Origin of the sequence: Sulfitobacter sp. SK011 (assembly GCF_003352065.1) — a bacterium.
GTDB lineage: Bacteria > Pseudomonadota > Alphaproteobacteria > Rhodobacterales > Rhodobacteraceae > Sulfitobacter.
In genome coordinates this window covers 3,422,512-3,448,725 of sequence record NZ_CP025803.1, presented here as the reverse complement: position 1 = coordinate 3,448,725, position 26,214 = coordinate 3,422,512, and the positions used below count along the sequence as shown (strand labels likewise).

General features: G+C 57.4%; 28 protein-coding genes and 1 tRNA gene. 18 read left to right on the top strand and 11 right to left on the bottom strand.

The window, feature by feature from the left end:
• The first annotated feature begins 5 nt into the window (after positions 1–5).
• From C1J02_RS16890 to C1J02_RS16855, 8 genes are all read left to right on the top strand, one after another.
• Positions 6–503 (top strand): TadE/TadG family type IV pilus assembly protein, encoded by a 498-nt coding sequence (locus C1J02_RS16890; RefSeq protein WP_114880670.1) that lies wholly within the window; start codon positions 6–8, stop codon positions 501–503.
• A gap of 77 nt (positions 504–580) precedes the next feature.
• A complete protein-coding gene (locus tag C1J02_RS16885) occupies positions 581–1,144 on the top strand; it encodes a TadE family protein (RefSeq protein WP_254693136.1) in 564 nt (187 codons plus the stop codon).
• Positions 1,144–2,388: a P-loop NTPase gene (locus tag C1J02_RS16880; protein WP_114879626.1), complete on the top strand. Its 1,245-nt coding sequence runs from the start codon at positions 1,144–1,146 to the stop codon at positions 2,386–2,388. The genes C1J02_RS16885 and C1J02_RS16880 overlap by 1 nt, the downstream gene beginning before the upstream one ends.
• Positions 2,381–3,778, top strand: coding sequence for a CpaF family protein (locus tag C1J02_RS16875; protein ID WP_114879625.1), 1,398 nt, complete (start codon positions 2,381–2,383; stop codon positions 3,776–3,778). Before C1J02_RS16880 ends, C1J02_RS16875 begins: the two co-directional genes overlap by 8 nt.
• 5 nt (positions 3,779–3,783) lie before the next feature.
• Positions 3,784–4,743, top strand: coding sequence for a type II secretion system F family protein (locus C1J02_RS16870; protein ID WP_162798360.1), 960 nt, complete (start codon positions 3,784–3,786; stop codon positions 4,741–4,743).
• Between the two features lie 15 nt (positions 4,744–4,758).
• Positions 4,759–5,745 (top strand): type II secretion system F family protein, encoded by a 987-nt coding sequence (locus tag C1J02_RS16865; RefSeq protein WP_114879623.1) that lies wholly within the window; start codon positions 4,759–4,761, stop codon positions 5,743–5,745.
• 612 nt (positions 5,746–6,357) lie between these two features.
• On the top strand, positions 6,358–6,834 hold the full coding sequence (locus C1J02_RS16860; RefSeq protein ID WP_114879622.1) for a CreA family protein: 477 nt from the start codon (positions 6,358–6,360) through the stop codon (positions 6,832–6,834).
• A gap of 92 nt (positions 6,835–6,926) precedes the next feature.
• The gene (locus tag C1J02_RS16855) at positions 6,927–8,069 is read left to right on the top strand and encodes a lytic murein transglycosylase (protein ID WP_114879621.1); all 1,143 of its coding nucleotides are present in this window, start codon (positions 6,927–6,929) and stop codon (positions 8,067–8,069) included.
• Between the two features lie 86 nt (positions 8,070–8,155).
• Here the strand turns inward: C1J02_RS16855 and C1J02_RS16850 are convergent, their stop codons facing one another.
• The gene (locus C1J02_RS16850) at positions 8,156–8,443 is read right to left on the bottom strand and encodes a hypothetical protein (protein ID WP_114879620.1); all 288 of its coding nucleotides are present in this window, start codon (positions 8,441–8,443) and stop codon (positions 8,156–8,158) included.
• Between the two features lie 405 nt (positions 8,444–8,848).
• Positions 8,849–8,923 (bottom strand) — tRNA-Thr (locus C1J02_RS16840).
• 84 nt (positions 8,924–9,007) lie between these two features.
• On the opposite strand from C1J02_RS16840, the gene C1J02_RS16835 reads away from it, so the two are divergent.
• The 6 genes from C1J02_RS16835 to C1J02_RS16810 all read left to right on the top strand — a co-directional run bounded on the left by C1J02_RS16835 (position 9,008) and on the right by C1J02_RS16810 (position 13,375).
• On the top strand, positions 9,008–9,187 hold the full coding sequence (locus tag C1J02_RS16835; protein ID WP_114879618.1) for a hypothetical protein: 180 nt from the start codon (positions 9,008–9,010) through the stop codon (positions 9,185–9,187).
• A gap of 5 nt (positions 9,188–9,192) precedes the next feature.
• Complete coding sequence (gene murA, locus C1J02_RS16830) at positions 9,193–10,464, top strand: UDP-N-acetylglucosamine 1-carboxyvinyltransferase (protein ID WP_114879617.1); 1,272 nt, start codon at positions 9,193–9,195, stop codon at positions 10,462–10,464.
• Entirely contained in the window at positions 10,461–10,931 is a 471-nt protein-coding gene (locus C1J02_RS16825) for a DUF2948 family protein (RefSeq protein WP_114879616.1), read from the top strand. The genes murA and C1J02_RS16825 overlap by 4 nt, the downstream gene beginning before the upstream one ends.
• A gap of 43 nt (positions 10,932–10,974) precedes the next feature.
• Entirely contained in the window at positions 10,975–12,273 is a 1,299-nt protein-coding gene (gene hisD, locus C1J02_RS16820; protein WP_114879615.1) for a histidinol dehydrogenase, read from the top strand.
• Positions 12,274–12,431: 158 nt separating this feature from the next.
• Positions 12,432–12,911 carry a UPF0262 family protein gene (locus C1J02_RS16815; RefSeq protein WP_114879614.1) on the top strand — a complete coding sequence of 160 codons (480 nt, stop codon included), beginning with the start codon at positions 12,432–12,434 and terminating at the stop codon, positions 12,909–12,911.
• A gap of 2 nt (positions 12,912–12,913) precedes the next feature.
• The gene (locus tag C1J02_RS16810; RefSeq protein WP_114879613.1) at positions 12,914–13,375 is read left to right on the top strand and encodes a low molecular weight phosphatase family protein; all 462 of its coding nucleotides are present in this window, start codon (positions 12,914–12,916) and stop codon (positions 13,373–13,375) included.
• A gap of 19 nt (positions 13,376–13,394) precedes the next feature.
• Here the strand turns inward: C1J02_RS16810 and C1J02_RS16805 are convergent, their stop codons facing one another.
• Positions 13,395–13,763: a hypothetical protein gene (locus tag C1J02_RS16805; protein ID WP_114879612.1), complete on the bottom strand. Its 369-nt coding sequence runs from the start codon at positions 13,761–13,763 to the stop codon at positions 13,395–13,397.
• 146 nt (positions 13,764–13,909) lie between these two features.
• Positions 13,910–15,004 (bottom strand): porin, encoded by a 1,095-nt coding sequence (locus C1J02_RS16800; RefSeq protein WP_254693135.1) that lies wholly within the window; start codon positions 15,002–15,004, stop codon positions 13,910–13,912.
• A 253-nt stretch (positions 15,005–15,257) separates the two neighbouring features.
• On the opposite strand from C1J02_RS16800, the gene lepA reads away from it, so the two are divergent.
• Complete coding sequence (gene lepA, locus C1J02_RS16795) at positions 15,258–17,057, top strand: translation elongation factor 4 (protein WP_114880668.1); 1,800 nt, start codon at positions 15,258–15,260, stop codon at positions 17,055–17,057.
• Positions 17,058–17,234: 177 nt separating this feature from the next.
• Here lepA and C1J02_RS16790 read toward each other — a convergent pair whose 3' ends face one another.
• Positions 17,235–17,720 carry a transposase gene (locus C1J02_RS16790; protein WP_114879610.1) on the bottom strand — a complete coding sequence of 162 codons (486 nt, stop codon included), beginning with the start codon at positions 17,718–17,720 and terminating at the stop codon, positions 17,235–17,237.
• Positions 17,721–17,862: 142 nt separating this feature from the next.
• Between C1J02_RS16790 and C1J02_RS16785 the strand changes: the two genes are divergently transcribed.
• From C1J02_RS16785 to C1J02_RS16775, 3 genes are all read left to right on the top strand, one after another.
• A complete protein-coding gene (locus C1J02_RS16785; protein WP_114879609.1) occupies positions 17,863–18,042 on the top strand; it encodes a hypothetical protein in 180 nt (59 codons plus the stop codon).
• A gap of 718 nt (positions 18,043–18,760) precedes the next feature.
• Positions 18,761–19,267: an alkylphosphonate utilization protein gene (locus tag C1J02_RS16780; protein WP_114880667.1), complete on the top strand. Its 507-nt coding sequence runs from the start codon at positions 18,761–18,763 to the stop codon at positions 19,265–19,267.
• 101 nt (positions 19,268–19,368) lie between these two features.
• Positions 19,369–20,199, top strand: a complete 831-nt coding sequence (locus tag C1J02_RS16775; protein WP_114879608.1) for a 3-keto-5-aminohexanoate cleavage protein — start codon at positions 19,369–19,371, stop codon at positions 20,197–20,199.
• Here the strand turns inward: C1J02_RS16775 and C1J02_RS16770 are convergent.
• The 6 genes from C1J02_RS16770 to C1J02_RS16745 are packed head-to-tail and all read right to left on the bottom strand — an operon-like array spanning position 20,196 to position 26,201.
• Entirely contained in the window at positions 20,196–20,948 is a 753-nt protein-coding gene (locus C1J02_RS16770; protein ID WP_114879607.1) for a polysaccharide deacetylase family protein, read from the bottom strand. The genes C1J02_RS16775 and C1J02_RS16770 overlap by 4 nt on opposite strands.
• Complete coding sequence (locus C1J02_RS16765; protein ID WP_114879606.1) at positions 20,945–22,084, bottom strand: glycosyltransferase family protein; 1,140 nt, start codon at positions 22,082–22,084, stop codon at positions 20,945–20,947. The genes C1J02_RS16770 and C1J02_RS16765 overlap by 4 nt, the downstream gene beginning before the upstream one ends.
• A gap of 10 nt (positions 22,085–22,094) precedes the next feature.
• On the bottom strand, positions 22,095–22,679 hold the full coding sequence (locus C1J02_RS16760; protein WP_114879605.1) for a histidine phosphatase family protein: 585 nt from the start codon (positions 22,677–22,679) through the stop codon (positions 22,095–22,097).
• Complete coding sequence (locus tag C1J02_RS16755; RefSeq protein WP_254693134.1) at positions 22,676–23,752, bottom strand: glycosyltransferase family 4 protein; 1,077 nt, start codon at positions 23,750–23,752, stop codon at positions 22,676–22,678. Before C1J02_RS16755 ends, C1J02_RS16760 begins: the two co-directional genes overlap by 4 nt.
• Positions 23,752–24,993, bottom strand: a complete 1,242-nt coding sequence (locus C1J02_RS16750) for a glycosyltransferase family 4 protein (protein WP_114879604.1) — start codon at positions 24,991–24,993, stop codon at positions 23,752–23,754. The genes C1J02_RS16755 and C1J02_RS16750 overlap by 1 nt, the downstream gene beginning before the upstream one ends.
• Positions 24,990–26,201 (bottom strand): glycosyltransferase family protein, encoded by a 1,212-nt coding sequence (locus tag C1J02_RS16745; protein ID WP_114879603.1) that lies wholly within the window; start codon positions 26,199–26,201, stop codon positions 24,990–24,992. The genes C1J02_RS16750 and C1J02_RS16745 overlap by 4 nt, the downstream gene beginning before the upstream one ends.
• Positions 26,202–26,214 lie beyond the last annotated feature (13 nt).

Sequence of the window (26,214 nt, the reverse complement as noted above, 5' to 3'; positions counted from 1 at the left end):
AACTCATGCAGCTTTTTTCGTTCAAGTCAGCCAGACGCTTTGCCGATGACCAGGATGGCGCGATCATTGTCGAGTTTGGCATTGTCCTGCCAATCATGCTGCTGCTTTTGGCGCTTACCGTCGAAGCCTCGCGTTTGATGTGGTCTTATCAGTCTGTGATTGCTGGGGTCCGCGACGCCGGACGGTACATGGCGCGCGTCACCCCTTCGTCAATTTGTAGCAGCGGAGCGAGCGTCGCGCACCTTGGCACAAAGCTGCGCAAAATCGTGGTAGAAGACATCGGCGGGAACGCTTTGTTCCCTTCAAGCGTGACTGTCAACAGTGTCACCCCAAGCTATTCTTGCGTCTCTGGCACCTACCGGGTGAGCCCGGCAGCGGTGGCAAATGTCACTGCCAATGTCACCATTCAACTGCCATTGGGCGGTGTGATGGCCTTGTTCGGCAATGGCCTTTCGTCGGTGACGACGGATGTTGCTGACAATTCGCGGATATTCGGCCAGTGACGGCGGTGCAGCATCATATGCGCACCCCTGTGGGGATCTTTCGTAGGTTTCTGTACGACGAAACAGGCGGAGTCCTGGTGGAATTTGCGATTGTTGTGTCCCTGTTCATGTTCCTGTTTGCCGCACTCTTGGACTTCGGTCGGTTGTCTTACAGCGGCGTGATGGCGCAAAGCGCCGCTCAGTTGGCGGCACGGACCGCCATCGTGCGGCCACCGGCTTGCACTGGCGTTCCCCAGACCCATCAGAGGGGGGGCAATACGCTACCTAGTTTTGGCACATCTTGCAGCGCAGTGGCAGGTACCTGTGCCAGTGTCGCCACGGTGTCGTGTTCTGGTGTCGCATCAAACGCCACAGCGTCAGAAATCTGGGGCCGCGTCAACCCGCTTTTGCCGCCAAACGCGACCATCGACATGCTGCAGTTTTCCTACAGCTTTGATTCAAATCTCGGGTTTCTCGGTGGACCCTATACGCCCATGGTCACTATTGAGTTGACCTTGAATGATTTTCAGTTCGCCTCGCCGCTGGCTGCCCTTGCCAACGCCGCTGGCGCAACAAACAGCACACTACCCTCAACTGCCAGCTATTCCAACTTCAGCGTCTCGCTTCCGGCAGAAGACCTTGCAGCAGGAGACTCAGGATAATGAACAGCCATCACATCACCCAGCACTCCCGATCAATCATGATCGTGTCGGATCGGGACTCCTTTTCGCAAGTAATCAGCGATGTATTCGCGCCAGATGACTACAACACGGTCACCCGCGAAAATGAGACGTTCACATCCATGAACGGCCGTGCAAGCAGCCTTGTGTTTGATCATGACGTGGTCATTTTCGAGACTGATCCGGATGACGTAAACGAAGTGCACGCGCTGGAAGAATTGCTGAAGAAGGGCAAGGGAGACACGATCTTTCTGGCGTTGACTGGCAATGACGTCTCAATCGGAAAAGCCCGGCAGCTTCAGCAAATCGGAATTGACGAAGTCCTGCCGCTTTCAATTGATGGCGAAAGCATCAAATTGGTTGTCGACGAAAAAATTATTGCCAGACGTACACCTGAGAAAATCTTGCATGATGGTCCGGCGGCGCTGGGAAAAGTGATCTCGGTCACGCAGGCCCGCGGCGGGGCGGGTGCGACAACCATAGCTGCAAACCTCGCCAGCACTCTTGCCGGCGGACAAAAGACGATGTTTCGCAAAGCCACCAATAGCCGTGTTGTCCTCCTGGACTTCGATCTTCAGTTTGGCGACGTAAACGTGTTTCTTGATCTCGAGGACAACGGCGGTTTTTTGCAGCTTATTGAAGCAGTTGAACAGCCAGACGATCGATTTGTTGCATCAGCATTGCAAAGCCACTCGTTGGGTTTTGATGTCCTTTGCGCACCTGCGCCGGTGCTTCCTTTGCAATCTGTTCGTCCTGATTTGGTTGAGAACATGCTCAACATTTTACAGCGGCAGTACGATTATATCATCGTCGATTTGCCCCGGGCGGTTGTTGACTGGATCGAACCAGTTATCAAACGCGCCTCTCACCTTGTTTTGGCGACCGATACCAGTGTGCCTTGCGTGCGGCAGGCACGCCGCCTGATCGACCTTTACCAAGAGGGAAACATGGGCCTGCCGGTCGAAATCGTGATCAATCGCGAGCGCAAGCCCCTACTCAAGTCGGAACATATTCGCGAGGCGGAAAAAATTCTCAAAACCAAATTTGCACATTGGTTGCCTGACAATCCAAAATTGGCCCGCAATGCCGTGGATTTGGGGCAGCCAATTGTACGGGCCAAGCCAAAGTCGGATTTGGGTAAATCTCTATCGAAATTGGCATCAGCACTGTCGGTTGCAGACCAACTATCCCAAAGAAAAGAAATCCAGGGGGATCGCCATGTTTAACGAATACAAATCGCGCCAATCGAAAAAACATTCGAATGTTCTCAAGCTGGAGCGGCATTCCCAGGTGGAACCGCCAAAAGTTGCCGGGGCGCAGACAGACCCGATTGATGTCGATCTGCAGGGGCACCTAGAACTCAAAAGTCGCCTCCACGGAGCACTTCTGGATCGACTTAATCTCTCTGTTATTGACAAGGTGGAGCGCTCAGAACTCAAACGCCAGATTGCCGCTCTCGCATCGAACCTGATTGAGGTCGAAGGCGTCCATATGAGATCCGATGCCTTTTCCACTCTGGTTGAGGAATTGATGCATGAAGTTATGGGATTGGGACCATTGGAACCCCTTCTGGCGGACCCCTCCATCAACGATATTCTTGTCAATTCCTACGATCAGGTATTTGTCGAACGATTTGGACTGCTAGAACGCACCAAGGCGCGCTTTCGCGATGAGCGGCATCTGCTACGCATTATCGATAAGATCGTAACTAAAGTTGGTCGGCGCATTGATGAATCCCAACCATGGGTGGACGCGCGGCTCGAAGATGGCAGCCGTGTGAATGCAATCATTCGGCCATGTTCGGTCGACGGGCCTGCCCTGTCGATCCGGAAATTTTCCCGCAACCCTTTGACAATGAAGCGGCTTGTCGATCAAAACGCGCTGGATGACCAAGCGGCCTCACTTTTAAAGGCGCTTGTCGAAGCACGGCTGAACATCTTGATTTCTGGCGGCACGGGTTCTGGCAAAACCACGATGCTTAACGCCGTGTCCTCCTTTATCGACGAAAGTCAGCGCATCGTAACAATTGAGGATGCCGCAGAATTGCAGCTTCAGCAGGAACATGTTGTCCGGCTGGAAACCAGACCCCCTAACGCTGAAGGCCAAGGCGTCATTTCGCAACGTGACCTCGTACGCAATGCGTTGCGGATGCGGCCTGACCGCATCATCGTGGGTGAAGTCAGGGGAGCAGAGTGTTTCGACATGTTGCAGGCCATGAACACAGGCCATGATGGATCGATGACAACCGTGCACGCCAATACGGCACGCGATGCGCTGAGTCGGGTTGAACAGATGGTGACGATGCTTGGTGTCGATCTGCCAATCAAAACAATTCGGTCTCAGATTTCATCTGCCATTCATATTGTCATTCAGCTGAGCCGCCTCAGCGATGGCTCGCGCCGCGTGATCAGTGTCTCAGAAATCACGGGAATGGAAGACGACACAATTACGCTTCAGGACATCTTTGTCTACAAGCGCCGCGGCAAATCTTCCGACGGCACTATTCTCGGAGACTTTCTGCCAACGGGTATTCGTCCGAAATGCTTTGATCAATTGGTCGTGGCTGGCATCGATATTGATCCGAAGATGTTCATGCGCAAGGAGGTCAGACCATGAGTGAAATGCAAGCGATTGACCCTACTCTGGGTCTATATGTTGTCATCTTCATTGGCGTCCTCGTGGCCTACGAGGGGCTGGTGCAACTTCTGTTTCGTCGTGAGACACAAGGCGAGGCGCGAAATAGGCGCATGAAAATGATACAAAATGGTGCCTCGACGGATGATGTGCTGAAACTTCTGCGTGATCCGGTCATGGTGGGGGGCGAAGGTAGAGTGGGACCCATCACTTGGGTTCGGCGCCTTTTGGTCCAGGCGGGGCTGACATTTAATCCGGCTTGGATGTTGGTTGCTGTTTTTGTTTTGGCCGCTCTGGTATTTGTCGTCGCACAGCAGTTTGTTCATCAAGACCTGGCCCTGTCGGGCGGTGTGGTCGTTGGATTGATAACTCCGTTGGTGGTTCTCCTTGCCATGAAAGAGGCACGGCTGAAAAAACTCACCAGTCAGTTGCCGGATTCCCTTGATCTGATGGCACGTGGCCTCAAAGTTGGTCATCCGATTGCAGTGACTGTCGGCAACGTGGCAGCAGACATGCCAGACCCGATCGGGACAGAATTTGGCATTATTCAGGACCAGATCAACTACGGTGAGGACGTCGCCACAGCATTTCACGATTTTGCCAAACGGGTAAAAACCGAAGACGCGAATTACCTAGCCGTCAGCATCGGCATTCAACATGGCACCGGTGGCAATCTATCCCGGATCCTGACTGTTCTTTCAAAGGTGATACGAGACCGCCGTACAATGCGCAAAAAGATCAAAGCCATTTCTGCAGAAGGTCGCCTGAGTGCGATGATCCTGACGGCGCTGCCCTTGTTTATCTACGTGACGATTGAGCTTTCTTCACCCTCCTTCTACGGCGATGTGCGAACTGACCCCAGGTTTGTGTACTTTGCCTCCGCCGTATTTGGACTGATTCTAGTACAAGGGCTCATTCTTTATAAATTAGTCAGTTTCAAATTCTAATTGGAGAGCGGTGAAATGGACAATATTGCTGACAAACTGAACATTCTACTCGCCAATCCCGAATATATTACTCTGTCTGCTGTCGCGATCAGCGTCTATTTCATTGTTCAGGGCCTTTCGGGTATGTTGGCTGGGGAAGCACCGGCAACCCGCCGCATGCATGCCGGCTCCATCAAACCAGCGCATGGGACTGATTTTGATCTTCTTCAGGGCGACGACAGCGATCCCCACGGGCTATTGAAGGCCTTTGTCCCATCCTCCCGAAAAGAGCGTTCCAAAATAGGCAGGCAATTGCGTCGCGCCGGGATCCGGCGCAAGCACTCTGTGCGTACCTTCTATGCGTTTCGCACAATTATGGGCGTTATCCTGCCCGCGCTCTTCCTGATTGTCATGGCCCTCCCTTCAGAACTTCAGTACAAGCTGAAGGTCGCTGATTTGCTGCAGGAGGTGACCTGGCTCAATGCAGTGCAAATCGTGACGGCCTTGATGGTTGTGGGCTTCTATGCTCCAGCAATATGGTTGCGCTCGCGGATCAAGAAACGACGCCAAGAAATCGAATTCAGCCTGCCAAACGCACTTGATCTGTTGCAGGTCGCCATTGAGGCGGGGTTAGGATTTGATGCCGCCATGACGCGGGTATCCCACGAATTGGCGCATGCTGCCCCTGAAATTTCACAGGAATTTATGATCCTTCAACTCGAAGTCCAGGCCGGCAAAGAACGCCAGGCCGCCTTGTTGGACATGGCTGAACATGTCGATGTTGAAGAACTCACTTCTTTTGCCAATGTGATATTGCAGTCCAATCAATTTGGCACCAGCGTTTCAACCGCGTTGAACCAATTTTCAGCTGACATGCGCCTTGATCGCGAACTGCGCGCTCAGGAAAAAGCAAACCGTCTGCCAGTCCAAATGTCCGCTGTCATGGCACTTTGCATGATGCCCGTGTTGTTATTGATCTGCCTATCCCCAATGGTTATCCGCTGGATAAACATGTTCGGATAGGGGCCGGTAGTTTCTCAGTCCGATGTCCGCCCTTCAATCTGTCAATGAATTCTATATCCCAGTAGCGGATGCATCAAATCCTTCCGGCTTGTTTTTCGTCGCGGTCGCGAACTGCAATGAGCGATCGTTGATGCTGCATAGAAAAAACTCAGCTTGGTCCCGCAACTCAGATCTCTAGCCCCAAGTTTTTGCTGCGCTCCGACTTGAACGACCACTTTGCCCGCTGCATCCCGGTATATTCAGCTAGTCCGGTTACCAACGACGAAATGCACATGACAATGATCAACGTCGCGATGCGCCAACACCGGCCATTGGTGCCAAAGGAGCGAATGTCTCAAAAGTCCGCGCAGCTGATATTGCTACATCTTGCGGAATAGTCCGGTCTGGGTCAGAAGTGCTTGACGTTTCGGTAAATAGTGAAAGACGCAACTCGTTGATACGTTTCAGAATATCCGCTGCATCGAGTCTAAGACGCGCGACAGGTTGCCCTGAACAATGCTGATGAAGCGACTTATTCGCATTGGTCCATTGATGGGCGAAACGCATCTTACAAGGACACGACAAACCGGCTAGATTTGCCGGAACCATCACCTCCGGAGTGCGTTAGCCAAAATGAAAGATAAAATTATTCCGACCCGTTTCGCTGTTTTCCTCACGGCAACTGCCTTGTGCGCAACGCCGCTTCTTGCCGAGGTTGTGGGGAATGTCGATGTGGACTGGCTGGGCAATGACATTGTGATCGAAGCAATCCCTGATCCGAAGGTCAAAGGGGTGACGTGCCACGTCGCTTATTTTGACCGTGGTCTGATTGACCGGTTGCAAAAGGGCAATTGGTTTGAAGATCCGTCAAATTCGTCGATCTCGTGTCGCCAGACCGGGCCGATTGAAATGGGCGATATCGAGCGTGATGATGAGGGTGAGGATGTGTTCAGCGAGCGCCGTTCGATCATTTTCAAAAGTCTCAGAATCAAACGCATTTTCGACGCAGAAAACAACACGCTGATCTACATCAGCCATGCGCGCGATGTTCAGGACGGTTCGGCGAAGATGTCGATGTCGACCGTCCCGCTTTATGCGCCCGGCGACTGACGCAAGCGAGTGATTGCCAAGCCAGTGAAACGTCGCTTTGCGCGGCGATTTCGATCGCGTATGTTGCCAGAAAACAAACGAGGGCAGGCATCATGAACACTTCACGCAGAATTTTCGTATTTGGATTGGGCGCAATTGGCCTCTTTGCCTGCACAACAGGGGGTGGCGGCACGCTGGGCCCCCGGATCAGCAGTACGCCCTCAGATCTGCAACCGGTGCCCAATGCAGGCTATGATGCCTGGGTCGCAGCGTTCAAGGCACGGGCCGCCGGGCAGGGGATTTCCTCCGGTACATTAAGTGCTGCGTTTCGCGGCGCGGGGTATCTGCCCGGTGTCGTAAAGCGCGACCGCAACCAGACCGAATTCAGCCGCACGCTTGAGGATTACCTTGCCATCGCCGCCTCAGATGAACGGGTCAGCAAAGGCCGCGCCGCATTCGCGCGCCATCGCAACACCCTATCCGCGATTGAGGCGAAATATGGCGTTTCCGCCGAAATCGTTGCCGCCGTCTGGGGCCTGGAAAGCTTTTATGGCGAACGGCGCGGCGATGTGCCGGTAATCTCCTCGACCTCAACGCTCGCCTTTGACGGGCGGCGCGGGGTTTTCTTTGAAAAACAGCTGATCGCGGCGCTCAAGATTTTGCAAAATGGTGATGTATCAGCGGCGAACATGACCGGATCATGGGCCGGTGCCATGGGCCACACGCAATTTATTCCGACGTCTTATCAAGCCTTTGCCGTGGATTTTACCGGCGATGGCCGGCGCGATATCTGGTCTGCGGACCCTTCTGATGCTCTGGCCTCTACGGCGGCGTACCTGTCGCGCAACGGCTGGACGCGGGGCTTGAAATGGGGGGGCGAGGTTGGCAATGGCGCACCTGCCGGGACCGCGATCCAACCTCAGCCCGGCGGACCCACATTCAACGTGACCAGCAACTTTCGCGCCATCAAGCGCTACAACAATTCCGACAACTATGCGATTGGCGTCGGCCATCTTGCCGACCGTATCGGCGGTGCAGGCCCGATCCGGGGCAGTTTCCCGCCCGATGCCGACGGATTAACCAAAGCCGACCGGGTGTCCCTGCAAACCAAGCTGACGGCCAGAGGTTTCGACACGGACGGCACTGACGGCGTGATCGGCCCCAACAGCCGCAAGGCCATTTCCGCCTATCAAAGCAGTGTCGGCCTGCCGGCAACGGGCGATCCGTCTTTGGACCTGCTGCGCCGGTTGGGTTGAGGGCAGTGTTTCGGCCTTGCTGGCGGGGATCACTTCGTGTTGGTCAAATGCCATCTGCTCTGCAACCGTCCGGACCTCGGTAAAAGTTATTTACCTACCTTTGCGTCGATCTCGCGAAACCTCTGGGGCAGGGCCCGACGAAAAAGATCAAGCGGTATCGGCGCATCAGAATGTAAATGGGCAACCGGATTGATCACCGGGTCGGCGTGGTCCTCAGGAAAGTCTGACTGGAATGGCGGCACCGTTTCAGCCGGAGCTTCCGCAACCTCACCGCGCGTATGATTATGCGGAAACCGCGAAAAGACCTTTGGCTCATGGGATCGGCAAAACACCTTTTCCTGAGGCTTTGATTTTCCGAACAGTAAGGTGAACATCAGCGATTTGTTCCAGTTCCACGGTACATGTGTTCAACACTAGATGTTGCGTCACGCTGCATCAAGACTGCAATTTGGAGTATCCGCATCTATCGGCGATTCAACCTGACGTTCCTGGGGTTGCGATCAGTGTCACGCATGGGGGAATGCTGGCTTGTCCGAAACGATCCTGTCCTTCAACTGGGCGGGGAGGGGGAATCGATGATCCGAACCGTTCGCTTTGCCGAGGCGGGCCAGTTATTCATAGTTTGCTGCCTTGGGCGCGCGCGCTATTCAATTGATCGTCAGGTCGAAACTGCCCGCTGACGAGCATCTCTAATAGCATACAATGAAAAGATTGCGGGATGGCTTTGAAATGGCGTTTTTCGTTAAGCGACTGAAGCAAAGGCACTTAATCGGTATGTATGGTGCTGTGAGAGAGGATCGAACTCTCGACCTCACCCTTACCAAGGGTGTGCTCTACCACTGAGCTACCACAGCATCGTGAGCGGGTGATTAGCGGCAAACCTTTTATGGTGCAACCCTAATCTGGACGCTGCTGCACCCCTGCGCTAGACAAGCGGCATGGCAAAAGATACGGCCCCTCAAAAGCCCCGAACCCAGGCTGAAATCCGTGAGGATCGGCTGAAAGCGGCATTAAAAGCCAACATGGCGCGGCGCAAGGCACAAAGCCGTGCGCGTAAAGGCGACAAGGGGCAGGGGAACACAGGCAATGGGCCGGATGGGTCCGAACAGGAAAGCTAAAGTTAATGGATTCTATTCTGGTCAAAGGTGGCGGCGAACTGCGCGGTCAAATCCCAATTGCAGGGGCGAAAAACGCCTGCCTGACCCTGATGCCCGCAACATTGCTCAGTGAAGAACCGCTGACACTGACCAATGCGCCGCGCCTTAGTGACATCCGCACGATGACCGAATTGCTCAGATCCCTGGGTGCAGAGGTCACGTCGCTGCAAGGGGGTCAGGTGATCGCCCTGTCCAGCCATGGTGCGGTCAATACCCATGCGGATTATGATATCGTGCGTAAGATGCGCGCCTCCAATCTGGTGCTGGGTCCGCTTTTGGCTCGCGAAGGCCATGCCGAGGTGTCGCTGCCCGGTGGGTGTGCGATTGGGGCACGCCCGATGGACATTCACACCGATGGCCTTGCGAAAATGGGTGCAGAGATTGAACTGCGGGATGGCTATCTGCATGCCAAGGCCAAGGGCGGCAAGCTGCAGGGGGCGGTTGTCGACTTTCCCTTTGCGAGTGTCGGTGCGACCGAGAATATCATGATGGCCGCGACCCTTGCCAAGGGCACGACAGTGATCAACAACGCAGCCCGCGAACCTGAGATTGTCGATCTGGCAACCTGTCTGCGCGCCATGGGCGCACAGATCGACGGCGATGGGACCCAGAGCATCACCATTCAGGGCGTGGACAGTTTGCACGGTGCCACCCACCGTGTTGTCACGGACCGGATCGAACTGGGCACCTATATGCTAGCCCCGGCGATCTGCGGCGGCGAAGTGGAGCTGCTGGGTGGCAAACTAAGCCTTGTTGAGGCGTTCTGTGAAAAACTCGATGCGGCGGGTATTTCTGTGACAGAGACCAAAAGCGGTCTGAGCGTCGCGCGCAAGAATGGCCGCATTCGGGCGGTTGATGTCACCACCGAACCGTTCCCGGGTTTTCCGACTGATTTGCAGGCCCAGATGATGGCGCTGCTGTGCACGGCTGAGGGCACGTCGGTGCTGGAAGAAAAGATTTTCGAGAACCGCTTTATGCACGCCCCCGAACTGGAACGCATGGGGGCTGATATTGAGGTCCACGGCGGTACGGCAACGGTCAAAGGCGTCAAAAAACTCAAAGGTGCGCCGGTGATGGCGACCGACCTGCGCGCCTCTGTGTCTCTGATCCTTGCGGGTCTGGCGGCAGAGGGCGAAACCAAAGTGGCGCGCGTCTATCACCTTGATCGGGGCTATGAGCATGTCGTGGCCAAGTTGCGCGGCGTGGGTGCCAATATTGAACGGATATCCGAAAAATGACCGATGATGCACGTTTCGAAGATGGCCGCGAGGCACCGCTTAACCTGGGTGCGCTGGATAGCGATGATCTTGCGGTGATTTCCTCGCTCTCCCAGGATGCGGTTTTTCCGGCCTCCGAGATGCGCTGGCACCGAAAGGGCGCGCGGTTTGCGCTGCTGCTCAACCGGGTCCGCTGGGAGGATGATGGCAAAACCCGTCATGGCCCGGAACGTGTGCAATCGGTGCTGATGTTCAACAATGTGCGCGCCGTCGCCAGTCAGGGCGTGCCAAAGGGCGATGCCGACACCATTCTGTCCCTGCTCAGCATCACCTTTGAGCAGACCGATGCACCGTCCGGCCATCTTATCCTGACACTGGCAGGGGACGGTGCGATCCGGCTGGAGGTTGAGGCGGTTGAGGTGACGTTAAAGGATGTCACCAAACCCTATGTCGCCCCCTCGAAAAAGCTGCCGCATCACCCCGAATGATCCTGTCCTGACCTTTGTCTCTTTTTCTGGAGCATCCCGCCCCATGCCCGTAACTCTCGACGCCACAGCGACGGATTTTGAAGCCGCCTTTACCACCCTGCTGAACGCCAAACGCGAGGATAGCCCCGATGTGGATGCCGTCGTGGCAGATATCATTGCAGATGTCCGGGCGCGCGGTGATGCGGCTGTTATTGATCTGACCGCCAGGTTTGACCGGATCACCTTGACCTCAGACACCCTGCGCATCACGGGTAAAGAAATCGCCGACGCCATCAATGTAGTCACGTCCGACGACCGAACCGCCCTTGAATTGGCTGCCGCCCGCATCCGCTCATACCATGCCCGACAACTGCCTGAAGATGCGGAATGGACCGATGACGCCGGGGCCACGCTTGGTTGGCGCTGGACCCCGGTGTCGGCTGCGGGGCTTTATGTGCCGGGTGGCTTGGCAAGTTATCCTTCGTCCGTGCTGATGAACGCGATTCCGGCCAAGGTCGCGGGCGTGCCGCGTTTGGCGATGGTGGTGCCGACGCCGGATGGGGTGCTGAACCCGCTCGTCCTGATGGCCGCACATATTTCCGGTGTGGACGAGATTTATCGCATCGGCGGCGCACAGGCCGTCGCGGCACTTGCCTATGGCACCGACACGATTGCGCCCGTGGACAAGATCACCGGCCCCGGAAACGCCTTTGTCGCCGCCGCCAAGCGCCGTGTCTTTGGCAAGGTCGGCATCGACATGATTGCTGGGCCGTCCGAAATTCTGGTGATCGCGGATGCGGACAATGATCCCGATTGGATCGCCCTTGATCTGCTCTCTCAGGCCGAACACGACGAAAGCGCGCAATCCATTCTGATCACCACCGATGCGGGCTTTGGCCAAAAGGTCGCCCATGCGGTTGAAGAGCGGCTGAAAACCCTTGAACGCCGCGCGATTGCCGGGGTCAGCTGGCGCGACAATGGGGCGATCATCACCGTGCCTGACCTCGCCACTGCCGCCGCTCTGTCAAATCGGATCGCCCCCGAACACCTTGAACTGTGTGTGGCGGATCCAGAGGCGCTGAGCGGCCAAATCACCCATGCGGGCGCGATATTCCTTGGTCAATGGACGCCCGAGGCCATTGGCGATTATATCGGCGGCCCGAACCACGTGTTGCCAACCGCGCGCTCGGCCCGGTTCTCGTCTGGCCTGTCGGTGCTGGACTTTATGAAACGCACGACACTGGCCCGGATGACACCTGATGCGCTGCGGGCCATTGGCCCTGCTGCTGCGCGACTGGCCACATCTGAAAGCCTTGAGGCGCATGGGCTAAGCGTCACTGCCCGCCTTGATAAGCTCAATTGACGGCGTCATGCCCGTGGCGCATCCACATGTGCAGCCTGAATGAGACAATGACGGCCTGACTTTGCTCAGGGCAGTACCGCGATTGATCAAAGAGAGCGGCTAGGCTAGACAACCCGGAACTACAACCAACTGCCTCACGTGTTCAAGAGTGTCGCCCTATGTCCCGCATCACCCATATCGCCCTAGATGACGCGAACCTTCCGCCGCCCACGCCCGAGATCGAGCAGGAGCGCAAGGTGGCCATGTTTGACCTGCTGGAAGACAATACATTTGTCCTGCCCTCACGTGACGACCGCGCGCCGCTGCAAGGCCCATATCACCTTGGCCTGTCGATCCGCGACAAACGTCTGGTGTTTGATGTGAACACCGAAGACGCGGAAAAGGCGGCGGAATTCCATCTGTCGCTCGGGCCCTTCCGGCAGGTTGTGAAAGACTATTTTCAGATCTGCGAAAGCTATTTCGACGCGGTCAAGAAACTGCCACCCAGCCAGATTGAAACCATCGACATGGCCCGGCGCGGCATCCACAACGAAGGCAGCCGGGTCCTGCAGGAACGCCTTGAAGGCAAGGCCGAAATTGACGCAGACACCGCACGCCGCCTGTTCACCCTGATCTGCGTTCTACACTTCGGGGGCTAAGCGTGACGCAAGAATTACCTCAATCGGTACTTTTTTGTTGCGATTACAACGCTGTCCGGTCCCCCATGGCCGAAGGGATCATGAAGAAATTCTATGGCACCGATACCTATGTGCAATCGGTCGGGGTCAAGAATGATCTGGAGATTGATGGGTTTTCCATCGCTGTCTGCGCCGAAATGAATGTCGAACTCAGCCGTCACCGATCGCGCAGTTTTGACGAGATGGAGCAATGGGGCGACGACCTGTCATCCTTTGATCTGGTGATTGCGCTCAGCCCTGCCAGCCAGCGCCGGGCGTTGGAACTGACCCGGTTTTTTCACCTGACCGTCGAGTATTGGCCGATCCTCGACCCCACTGGCCTTGGTGACAACCGCGAGGCCAAACTGGTCCAGTTCAGGGCCGCGCGTGATCAGATCGCCGGCCGGTTGATCGAACGGTTCGGCCCGCCGCTTGAGACGGGCTGACAGGGACTGCGCTTAATACTCAGACGTTGCCGCAGGATGCCGCCGCATTTTGTCCAAATTCTTTCCACGCCAGCCAAAAGCGTTCATTGCTGGCATTTTTGGATTGCCGAATTTCCTGCGCCTTATGCGGGTCTTTGAATAACTGGACACCGCGCCGCTGATCCCCGGCATCCAGGGACTGGTCTGCCACGGCCTGCACACAGCCGCAGCGCGCGGGCGTCGCCGCCTTTCGATTGGCGGACACACAGGCCCGGTGAATGGGCCCTGTCGCAAACAGCACCGGTTGCGGGTAATAGCCGCGATTTGCGTTGCCGCTGGAATAGCGCGATCCGCCCCCACAGGACGCCAGACTGACCAGCGCCACAGATGCCACAATAATTCGTATCATTTTACTGCCTCGTGTCACGTGGACCTATGGGGTTTGCCCCTTGGTGGTCCGGTTCTGCTTGTGCGGGAGTATGCCGGATTTGCGGGCAGGGGGCAATTCACGTTTGCATTCGGGGGCACGTCTCGCGCACCCCCGGATGGCAGGGATCAGAATTTCCAGCGTGCCCCGACAAAGGCAACGTCGATATCTTCGATCTGTGGCCCTGCGTTTTCAAATTCAAAGCGGCGATAACTGGCATAAAGTTCCACCCCATAGGCATCCAGCTTTTGTACCGCTGCAATGCCATAAGAGGTCGATTCCGAACCCGAGGTCTGGAAATCATCGCCTTGATAATAGTCCAAGGATACGGCGGTTTCTCCGAAGGCGAACCAATCGCGCTTTAGGCCACCTTTGACATAGACGTAATTGTCGTCGCCCTGTTGTTGACGTCCGCCCGCAACCGCCAGATTGAGGCCCGTTGGCTCATGCAGGATCGCCACCGACCCCAGCAGCAATTCCTCTGCGCTGTCACGAATTGAATAGCCGAGCCTGCCAGCAACTTTATACGCGCCATAGTCTTTGTCGTACTTCAGTCCGAGGTCGTAAAATTCGCCATCATTGCCGCGTGCAAGGACTTCCTCACCTGCGGAAACGGCCAATCCAAAACCATTGTAGGTTGGGGTGTCATAGCGAACGCGGAAACGCCGTGATCCATCAAATGCACTAAACGCATTGCCAACTGTTGTGCCCGCATTGGCACCAGTGGACAGGCGAAACTGCTGTGACCCTGCCTGATCTTGCAACGAAGAATAGGCGATCACACTGGTACCTGAAAAATCGGCTTCTGCTGAACCGTCCGTGGCGATGCTGCCCTGACCGATTGAAAATGTCCCGATATTGGGCGTCTGATAGATGAGTTCGAATTTGCGAAGGTCGGTGCGGCGAAAGTTCTCTTTGAAATCGTCGTTTCCGCGGCTGATGCTGCTGGATCCGGTCAATCCCAGTGCGGATTCAAAGTGCAGCCTGAATTCGCCACCGTTGGAGAGACCTTGTTTGTAGATCACTCCGACGCGGCTGTTTGAATTGTCGTTGTCCGTGAAGGCGCTTTCTGAGCCAAAGCCGTCATCGACACTGATGATGCCCAGGTTCAACTGACCGTAAAAATCGATGCTCACGCCCGTTTCCTGGGATTGTACTGCGAAGGGCAGGCTCGCTGCGATGACGGTGCCTGCAACTGCGGGGAATATAGTGGTTCGGGCCAAGGTCATATCCTCTCAATGATCCCGCACCCCGTCGGTGCAGGCTATGTAAGCAAGATAGGAACCAATTGGTTCACTTTGAATTGCACATTCGCTTGAGGTCCGTGCATCTGCGCACAGTGCGTATTCCAAACCGGCCCCACGAAAGCGTGAGCTTTTCAAGACGCGTCTTATGAAACCGGTCCCGATTGCAGGTCTTGCACCACTGGCCATCAACCACCTTGACCAACCCCCCAAACCGCATCATATCCCCTTCATGACACCACTTTCACACATCCGCAATTTCTCCATCGTCGCCCATATCGACCACGGGAAATCCACGCTTGCTGACCGCTTGATCCAGTCGACCAATACCGTGGCCGACCGCGACATGAAGGAGCAGATGCTCGATTCCATGGACATCGAACGCGAGCGCGGCATCACCATCAAAGCCCAGACCGTGCGGATCAATTATACCGCCGACAATGGCGAGGATTATGTCCTCAACCTGATCGACACCCCCGGTCACGTCGATTTCGCCTATGAAGTCAGCCGGTCGATGCGCGCCGTCGAAGGGTCACTGCTGGTTGTTGACAGCACCCAGGGCGTCGAGGCGCAGACATTGGCCAATGTCTATCACGCGCTGGATGCGGATCACGAGATCGTGCCGGTGCTGAACAAGATCGACCTGCCCGCGTCCGAGTGTGACCGCGTGGCCGAACAGATCGAAGATGTGATCGGCATTGACGCATCCGAGGCTATCCGCGTGTCGGCGAAAACCGGTGTGGGCATCCACGAAACGCTTGAGGCTGTGGTGCACCGTTTGCCCGCGCCCAAGGGCACGCTTGATGCGCCTCTGAAGGCGATGCTGGTGGATTCGTGGTACGACAGCTATCTCGGCGTGATCGTTCTGGTCCGCATCATCGACGGTCAGCTGAAAAAAGGCGACAAGGTGCGGATGATGCAGAACGGATCGGTCCACCATGTCGACCGCATCGGTGTGTTCCGCCCGGCAATGACCGAAATTGACGTGCTTGGCCCCGGCGAAATGGGCTTCCTCACCGCCTCGATCAAACAGGTCCGCGACACCCGCGTCGGCGACACCATCACCCATGAGAAACGCGGCTGCGACAAGGCATTGCCCGGCTTCAAGCCTGCGCAACCCGTGGTGTTCTGTGGCCTCTTTCCCGTGGACGCCGCCGAATTCGAAGACCTGCGCGACAGCATCGAAAAGCTGGCGCTCAACGACGCCTCGTTCAGCTTTGAAATGGAAACCTCCGCCGCCCTTGGCTTTGGCTTTCGCTGCGGTTTCCTTGGCCTGCTGCACCTTGAGGTGATCCGCGACCGGATTGAGCGGGAATATGACATCAACCTGATCACCACGGCCCCGTCTGTTATCTATGACATCCACATGAAGGACGGCACGGTTGAGCAATTGCACAACCCCGCCGACATGCCCGACCTGACGTTCGTTGAGCACATCGAAGAGCCGCGCATCAAGGCGACGATTTTGGTGCCTGATGACTATCTTGGTGTCGTGCTGAAACTTTGCCAAGACCGTCGCGGTATCCAAATGGACCTGACCTATGCCGGGTCGCGCGCGATGGTGGTGTATGATCTTCCTTTGAATGAAGTTGTGTTCGATTTCTACGATAGGCTGAAAAGTGTTACCAAAGGGTATGCGTCATTCGATTATCAGATGATTGGTTACCGTCAGGACCATCTGGTGAAAATGTCGATTCTGGTGAACGATGAACCCGTCGATGCGCTGTCCACCATGGTGCACCGCGACCGGGCTGAGGCGCGGGGCCGTGCGATGGTTGAAAAGCTAAAAGACCTGATCCCACGTCACATGTTCAAAATCCCGATCCAAGCGGCAATTGGCGGCAAGGTGATCGCGCGCGAAACATTGTCCGCGATGCGCAAAGACGTGACTGCGAAGTGCTACGGTGGCGACGCCACACGTAAGAAGAAGCTGCTGGAAAAGCAGAAAGCCGGTAAGAAGAAAATGCGCCAGTTTGGTAAGGTGGATATTCCGCAGGAAGCTTTCATATCAGCCCTCAAAATGGACAGCTAAAAGCTGTTCAATTCGGGCTGAGATGAAAGACGGCGGGAGGCAGCGTATTGCAAAGCAATGCGCGTTCCCGCACGGGGAGGCGGGACGAAAGTTTTTCGTTGAATAGCGAGCGTAGGGTGGGTGAAACCCACGCGCACTCACAACCTTAACCGCCGCGCCACGTGGGTTTCACCCACCCTACGCCTCAAACCGTCCCAGCTTCACCTCTCGATGCACCGTCGAATATGGCCAATCAATTGCGCGCGCGACGAACCCATGTTTCACTGGGTTCCAATGGCAATATTGAACATGTGCCGCGAAATCCGCCTCGTCGCGAATGCAATGCTCCCAAAACCGCCGTTGCCAAATACCGCGTTCGCCTTTGCGGGCTTTGCTCTGGCTTACGTCGTCAACCTGCGGGCAATGACGCGAAAACGTCGCCTTGATCTTCTTCCATCGCACTGAGAAATCCGCATCACCTTCAGGTAAAGTCCATACCGCATGAAGGTGATCGGGCAATACGACCATCGCGTGACACGTCAAAGGATGTTCTGCGACTACGGACGCATAGGCGGATCGGAGCAAATCAATCTCGCGGGTCAACAAATCTGTGCCGCGGGCGGCCAGATTCACTGTGAAGAAATAGGTGCCTCCGGGCACGTACATGCGGCGATATCGGCTCATACATCGAAATTGCGGGAATATGGTTAATTAATTGTATCGTGGATTTCACCCACCCACCCCACTTGACCCAAATCAAAGTCCACCCCCCACACCGCCTGCTATCCGTCCTTTCAAACCCTCCACCGCCGAAAGGACCGAAGCCATGTTCCGCCTTGCCTCCATGCTCTATTCCATCATCGCCACCTCGCTTGCCGGGGCGGGGGTGATTGCCGTGTTGACCATGGGACACGTCAGTCTGATCCCGATCCTTGGGGCCGCAGCCGTTGGGGCGGTCGTCGCGCTGCCTGTGGCGTTCTTGGTGGCCAAGCGCATTCTGCGCTAAGGGTGGGTCGAGGCAACGGGGACATCTCACCGGTTCCGCTGCCTGCACCTGCCGCAAGGGTGCCGCCCTTGCGTGATCTGATGCAAAAAGGTGGCCACCGCAGTCTGCCCCAACCCGCGCAAATTCTTCCCCCCATAACCCGCCCCACCTAAACGCATTTTCCCTTTTATCCACCAGTTACCCACAGGGGAAACCCCAGTAAATTCAACACCTTATCCACAAGAAATTTCGCTTACCTGCGATTTTTCTGTTGCGCGACTCACCTGCCGTGCGCAATCTGATCTCACCGTTCCAGCGTTCTTAGAACAAAGGAGTGGACGCAAAGGCCCCTAAGGGTGGTGGCGTTTCGGGATAGGCTCTTCGGGGTCAGGCTCGGTTCGCAAACTCTCTCAGGATGCAGGTCGGATCGTGTGGGTCTGAAAGGATCATGGCGAAAGGGCGGTATCAACAGGGTTGGCGTGGGGGACAGTTGGTTTTCGGATCAGCAGTCTCGGAGACGGGTGGCAACGCCCCGATCAAGCTGGGCCGAAATATCGCCCTCTGGGGGGATGATAGGTTCAAGAAGGCGTCAGGTTGGAGAGGATTTCGGTCCAAACCCCTGGCGCCTTTTCCCGTTTCAGAGCGGCATTTCCTTATGCATGGGGGCAGGCCGCTTTTGGTGTGCCGCCTGCGCGACAAAGCAATTGCAGATCGCCGGTACCCGCCCTACACCGATCCCATGACATGCCCCCTCTGCGCCACACCCGACACACCGCTGATCACCACTGCCGTGCCCGGTGGTCCTGCGGATGCCTCCGCCGACATCTGCGGCATCTGCGCCGATCTACTCGGCAATCCAAATCCTGACCATTTCCGCGCCCTTGCCAGCACCATGTGGTCCGAAGACCCGGCCATTCAGGTGCTTGCCGCGCGCACGCTGGCCCAGATTGCTGAGCCCTGGGCCAATGACCTTGCCGATCAGCTGTACCTTGATGATGACACCCGCACGTGGGCCGAAAATGTCCCGGATCAGACCGAGCACAAAGACAGTAACGGCCAGCCGCTGGTCAGTGGCGATACTGTGGTGTTGATCAAGGACCTGCCCGTGAAAGGCGCAGGCTTTACCGCCAAGCGCGGCACCGCGGTGCACAAGATCAGCCTTGTTCAGGACAACCCCGCCCATATCGAGGGGCGCGTCGAGGGCCAGCGGATTGTGATCCTGACCGAATTCGTGAAAAAGCGGTAGCCCCATCGACAGCCGGGGTGCTGATGTGGGACACTTGCCGCACATCCCCATTGGTCCCGCAAACTGACGGGATACCGACAAGATACCGACGGAGTACCGATATGCCAAACCCTTGTATTCTTTGCGTCGCCATCACCGGTTCCGTGCCGACCAAAGCCGCCAATCCGGCGGTGCCGATCAGCATCGCGGAACAGATTGAATCGACCCATGAGGCGTTTGAAGCAGGTGCCTCCATCTGCCACGCCCATGTGCGCAACGCTGATGAAACGCCGTCGTCGGACCCCGAAAAATTTGCAGCCTTGCAAGAGGGGGTCAGCAAACATTGTCCGGGTATGATCATCCAATTCTCCACCGGGGGCAGGTCTGGTGCCGGGCAGGAACGGGGTGGTATGTTGTCCTTGCGGCCAGACATGGCGTCGCTCTCTGTCGGCTCCAACAACTTTCCCACGCGGGTTTATGAGAACCCGCCACAGCTGGTGGATTGGCTGGCGTCCGAGATGCGTCAGTATGAGGTAAAGCCCGAGATTGAGGCGTTTGATCTGTCCCACATCCACAAAGCGGCCGAAATGAACCGCGATGGACGCATTCCGGGGCAATTGTATATTCAGTTTGTGATGGGCGTGAAAAATGCCATGCCCGCCGACCGCGAAACCTTTGATTTCTATATCAAAACGGTCAATCGTCTGGCACCTGATGCGCAATGGTGTGCTGCTGGTGTTGGTCCCAATCAGATCGTGCTGAACGACTGGGCAATTGCCGCAGGGGGGCATGCGCGTGCGGGTCTGGAAGACAACGTGCGGATAAACAAAGACACCCTTGCGCCGTCAAATGCGGCCCTGATCAAACGGGCGGCGGACCTTTGCGAGGTCTACGAACGCCCCGTTGCGACGCCCGCACAGGCGCGTGAAATTCTGGGGCTGCGGCCTGGCTAAGGCAGTGCAGCGCGCAGATCGCATGGCAAAGCACCACCTTCCAGCAAGATCGACAAACATGCGCGGGTGAACTCCCATATCGCGGCATCATGCACCAGATGATGGGTGAGAAACCCAAGCGGTTCGGTGGCGTCGGCCCGCCCCTCGCGGCGGTCGGTCAGCACTTGAACGAGGGCCGCTATCTGCAGCTCAGGTGACACCAGCCCCCCGCCAGCGCGCCAATGGACCGGGTCCATATGCGTGTTGATCTGGACCAATCCGGGCGCTGCAAGCCGAGTGACGCGCGGTGTATAGGTGGACAGGGCGACATAGCCTTGCAGAGGCAACTGCGCGACAATGCCCGCATCAATCCGGTTCCAGGGTGGCACAAACATTGGCAATAGGGCGTTGCCAAAAAGCCCGCGCAAACGGGTCAGGCCCGCGGCAGTCTCCGTTTGCGCTTGCGCCCGCGGGTGACCAAACTCGGCTTTCTTTTGTCCGTCCGGGGCGTGATTTTGATGTGCCCATCCGTGGACCACCGGAATGGCCCAGGGCGTGGCGGCACAGGCATCAGCCAATGTTTGTTTTGCTGGTTTCGGGATCACCGCAACATGCACCGGCAGTGTCAAATCTTGCGCGATGTTCAGCAAGGTTTGCAACGCGGGTGTGTTTTCAACCGCATCATCATCGCGCCACCATAAAGGCAAGCTGCGGCCTTCATCGCGCCAACGCGCCAGTTCGGACGTCAGGGGGGACCAGTCTGTGTTCATTCCATCGCCTCACGGTGACGCGCGGTGAGCTTGACCGTCTCCCGTGCCCCGTTAAACCCGGTTTGTCGCGGGGCACGGCGGACGGCTTGCGTCACCTCCAATAGCGCCTGTGTCAAACGATCGGGCGACAAATCCGCGCTGCGCAGCACTGCGATGCCCGGCAATTTTGCCAAGGCGTCGGCCCGCAGACCCTGTTCAACCTCGCTGCCTGCATCAAAGGGGATGAACACCGCCGGACATCCGGTTTGCAATATGTCGAGCGCGGTGTTGTAGCCACACATCGAAACGGATGCGGCGGCGTGGTGCAGCATCTGCCGAAAGTCAGGGCGCGCAGGTTCAACGGTTACATTGGGAGGGGCAGCCCGCGCCAGAACCACACCGCGTTCGGCAGCATCAGCACCGCCGACCAGAATACGCCAATGGCGGTCGGGGTCCTGGCGCGCGGCTCCGACTGCAGCTGCGAAAATATGTGCGCCGACATCTCCTCCGCCGGCGCTGACGACCACCTCATTTGTGCCGCTGCCCCGGGGGTGCGGCGACGGTGCCGGGGGGGCCACAAAGCCGGTGTAATGCAGTTTCGGCGCAAGGGTTTCTGACACGGGCCAGCTTAGTTCGAGCGGTGTCACATCGCGGTCGGAATGGACCAAGACCATGTCATAGAAGGTGTCGATCAATTGATCTGCCAGAACCGCCTTTTTGGGTTTCGATGGCGGTGCCAGAATATCGCGGATGGACGCACAGATCAGCGGGCGGCGGGGCAGGTTGTGGGCGGCCTGTAACAGCGCCTCAAATTCAGCGCGTAATATTCGGCGGCCAAAGGGAAAAAGTTCGGTGATAAGAACATCGGGAGCCTGACTGGTAAGCTGACCCAACAGAGCGGCGATGCGGTCACCCATCATCGCGTCCGAGGCTGGCGCGCCCTGATCATCAAGCAGAACGGTGAAGTTGACCCCGTCAGAGCGCAGAGGCGGCAGTTGCAGAATTTGGACATCGCCGCGATCAAGCTGCGGTGCAGGCATGCCGCCCGATGCAATGGTCACGTTATGTCCAGACGTTTTGTAGGCGCGTGCCAGCGTCAGCGCACGGGCCAGATGCCCGGTGCCCAAAAGATGCGTGACCACGATCATGACGTTCATGGCAGTACCCTCATGGTGTGGTCTTTATCAAACGCACGGGTTCTGGATCGGCAGACCATCCATCCGCGCCAATATGCAAGATGAACAGCCGATTGCGCTTGATCTGAAATGGCGCGGGCCCGGCGAAATCCCACCCCATCGCCTGCGCCATCAGCACCCGCATAACACCAATATGGCAGACGGCGACCGCATCCTTTGTCAATTCTTCGGCCCAGGGGATCAACCGGTGCCGCAAGGCGGCAGGGCTTTCCCCGTTCGGCGGGGTATAATCCCACCCCCACTCCTCGATATCGCGAAACCCCGATGCAGGGTCGGCGCGCAGGATGGTACCCTGTTCCCCCTCCCAATCACCCCAGTTCATCTCGATCAGGGCGGGATCGGTTTTTGGGGCGCGGCCACTGACCAGTTTCGCCGTTTCAGCGGCGCGCAACAGCGGGCTGGACCACAGATCGGCCTGATCCCATGGGGAAGGCAATCGAAATTCAGACAATTCTGCGCGCGCATCGGTGTCCAGATCAACATCAGTGCGACCCTGAATGCGGCCCGCCCTGTTCCAGGGGGTATGGCCATGGCGCAAGAGGGCAAGGTGGATCATCGGGCAACTCCAGTCAGGGCCAACCCCTGTCGCAGGGTTTCGGCGGCGGCGTTCAAAAGATGATGTGCCGCGACGTGATTACGGGCGCGTTGACCTGCGGCCTTGCTTTCCTCTGGCGCATCAATGAACGCCATCAGCCGTTTTGCAAGGGCAGGGGCACCCGCATCTGGCGGGGGATAATCCCCCGGTGCCAACACCTCGCGCACGCCGGGGCGGTCTTGGGCGACCACCGGCACACCGGCTGCCTGTGCCTCAAGATAGGTCAGGCCAAAGGCTTCGTTCACGCCAGGCCAGAACAACAGGGACGCCGATTGAAAGGCGTGTTGCATTGCATCGGCATCGAGTGCGCCCAAAAATGTGATGGCCTGCCCAAAGGGAGCCATGAGCGCTTCCACTTGCGCACGCATTGCCCCGTCCCCGGCGATTTGCAGCCGCCATCTGTCCTTTGGTATCAGGGCCAAAGTCTCTGCAATGATCTGGTACGAGGCCAGCTTGTCACCGGGACGCATCATCGCGGCAACCAATATGGGACCTTGCAGTGTTGATCTCGGCGGCAGGTCATCGCGGTCCAGAAACGGGTGCAAATGGATCAGCCGCTGGCCCTCTGGTGCATCCCGGCGCAGCGTTTCGGCGTCTCGTTCCGTGAGGTAGAAAATCACATCTGCTGCATTTGCCGCCGCCTCTGCCGCTTTGGCAAACGTGGCCCACGGGCCTTGCAGACGCTTGCGCGCGCGGCTGGTCTCAACTTGCAAATAGGGAATGTTCAGGCCCCGCGCGACCGCTGGCCCGATCAGGTCCGGGGCCTTGTAGTAGTTGTGATAGCTGACCCAGGCGTGCCACCCCGCCGCGCGTCCCTGTGCAATCAGCCGCGTAATTTCGAGCGACGCCTTTTGCATCAGCCCGTGCTGCACCTGCGCATCGCCTGTCCCATCACGGGTCCGCAACGTGCTGGCCAGCGTCACCTCGGCACCAATGTGTTCAAGCGCATGGATCAATGCGCGGCCCATGGCGCGGTCGCCCGACGGCGTATCATGAACGGGTGGTTTGAGCGGCGCGTAAAAGGCAAGCCGCATCAGCCTGCCCCGTTGAGCATTTGCGTAAGCCGACGAGAGAGGCGTGCGATCCCCGGTGCCATGGTGAATTCGGACGAGAGCCGTGCATAAGCCTTGTCCGCCATCGCGGGACCAAGGGCAGGGTCATCTGCAAATTGCATCATCGCCATGGCCAAAGCATCAGGGGCATCGTCGCTGAGCATCCCGTTCGTGCCGCTCTTTATAAATTCCGGAATTGCGGAAACCGGCGTGCTCAGGATCGGGAGCTTTTGGCTGGCGGATTCCATCAACACATTGGGCAACCCGTCGCGGTCACCATCTTGCGCCACCCGAGAGGGCAGCACGAAAAGATCACTGTCGCGCATTTGTGCGATCACCTCGGGCTGATCACAGGCCCCGCGCCAGGTGATGCGGGCATTTACCCCGGCGGCATCCGCGCGGGCGCGCATCTGCGCATCCAACGTGCCGCCGCCGATATGTGTCCAGTGCCAGTCGAGGGTTTCGGGCAAGAGCGCCAGTGCGTCGATCAGGTTATCAAACCCCTTCTTTTCGACCAGCCGTCCGACTGACATCATCCTGAACGGGCTGTCTTTGGCACGCAATTCTCGTGAAGGCGGTGCTGGAAACCGGTCCAGATCTAGCCCGTGATAAACCAGATCAACGCGGGCCGGATCATCCGCAAGTTTCTTTAGATGTGCAGCGCCAAATCCGGTGCAGGTGACCCCGAACGCCGCACCATGGCTGGCCGCAGACAGCTTTTCGCGCAGCTCCCATTCGGGTGACGTCCAGATGTCTTTGGCGTGCGCCGAAAAGGACCAGGGCAGACCGCGCAGGATCGAGGCATATCGCGCGACAGAGGAAGGCGTGTGCAGAAAATGCGCATAGATCCCCGCCACATCAGCGGGCAGTTCTGCGGCCATTACACAGGCCTGCCCCCAACGCCGCCGCCGGTTGGGGGTATCGTCGCGTGCCACATCGGCCCTATAGGCCGCCGCAGCCGCATCAAACCCCGGCAGATCAACGGCCATGCCCATCGCCTGCGCCACCCGTCGCGGTTCATCGCGCAGATATTCTGGCAGGTAACGCACCTTTGCTGTCAGGCGGTCATGCAGGGGATGTGTCTTGGTGTCGGTCGGGTGACGCAGGGACCAGATGTCAAAGTTCAGACCGGCTTGCTGGAGGGCGACGAGTTCCTGCGCGATGAATGTCTCAGAAAGACGCGGCCAGCCTTTGACGACCACGGCAAGCGTCCCTGCGGTCATTGACCCTCGGCCCCGTTCATCAACATCTCTGCCCGCTTTTTCACAACCTCCAATCCATCAAGCAGGCCGTTTGCCCCTGCTTGGGATGGTTTGCTCTGGTTGGGCAAATTGCGGATCGCGTCAATCATCGCGTCGGTGGTCAGGCCATCGCGGGTTTCATCCAGCATCCGCACCAACCCCAATTGTTCGGCACGGCTGGCCCTGATCCACTGTTCCAACCGCGGCACGATGCGCGGCACGATCACCGCGCGCTTGTCAAACGACAGAACCTCGCAAAACGTGTTGTAGCCGCCCATCGACACGACACCTTCGGCCCCGGCAAAAAGCGATTCAATGCGACTGTCAAACCCCACGGCGGTGACCCTGCCGTTCAACTTGGCCACCCGGGCGTCAAACGCATCGCGCACGTCACCGGACAGGAACGGCCCATAGACCAACAAGGCGTTCGGCGATAAATCCGGATCCTGTTCATAAGCTGACAGAACCAGCGAAACCATCGTTGCACCATCGCCGCCGCCGCCCGGCGTGATCAGCACATAAGGATCAGTTGGTGCATCGGCCTCATCCGTGACCTCGCGGCGCAAATACCCTGTCCAGTGGATGCGGTTGCGCAGTTCATCCGACATTGGCAAACCCTCGGTCGGGTCATAGATATCGCGCACGCCATAGACCCATATTTCGTCATAGAGGTTCTCGGCCGCTTGCAGGGCCCCTTTGCGTTCCCATTCGGCGGTCAGTACTTCGGGTTCATCCAGCACATCACGCAGGCCCAGAACGGTGCGGGTGCGCCCACGCAGACGCAGCCACTCAAGGGTTGGCAACAGCTCGCCCCGAAATCCGGTGGGTTCCTTGTCGACGATCAAAAGGTCGGGTTCGTATTGTTCGATGGCGGTCTGGATCAGCCCGGCCCGCAGCGACGTGGTGTCGTCGATATCAAGGCCAAGCGTCTGGCTTACATAGCTGCCGTCGGGCAGTTTGGTGACACCGGGCAGACGAATGTGATCGACCCGTTCGGGAAAGGTAAACCGCCCCGCAACTGGTGAGCCTGTAAGAATGATCGCTGAGGTGTCGTCGTTGTCTTCCGTCAATGCCGTTGCCAGGGCGCGCGAACGGCGCAAATGGCCCAGCCCAAACGTGTCGTGGCTATAGAACATGATCCGGCGCGATGCTGATCCTGCCCTGTATTTCCGTGTCCCGGTCTGCCGCATAAATTTCACCTAT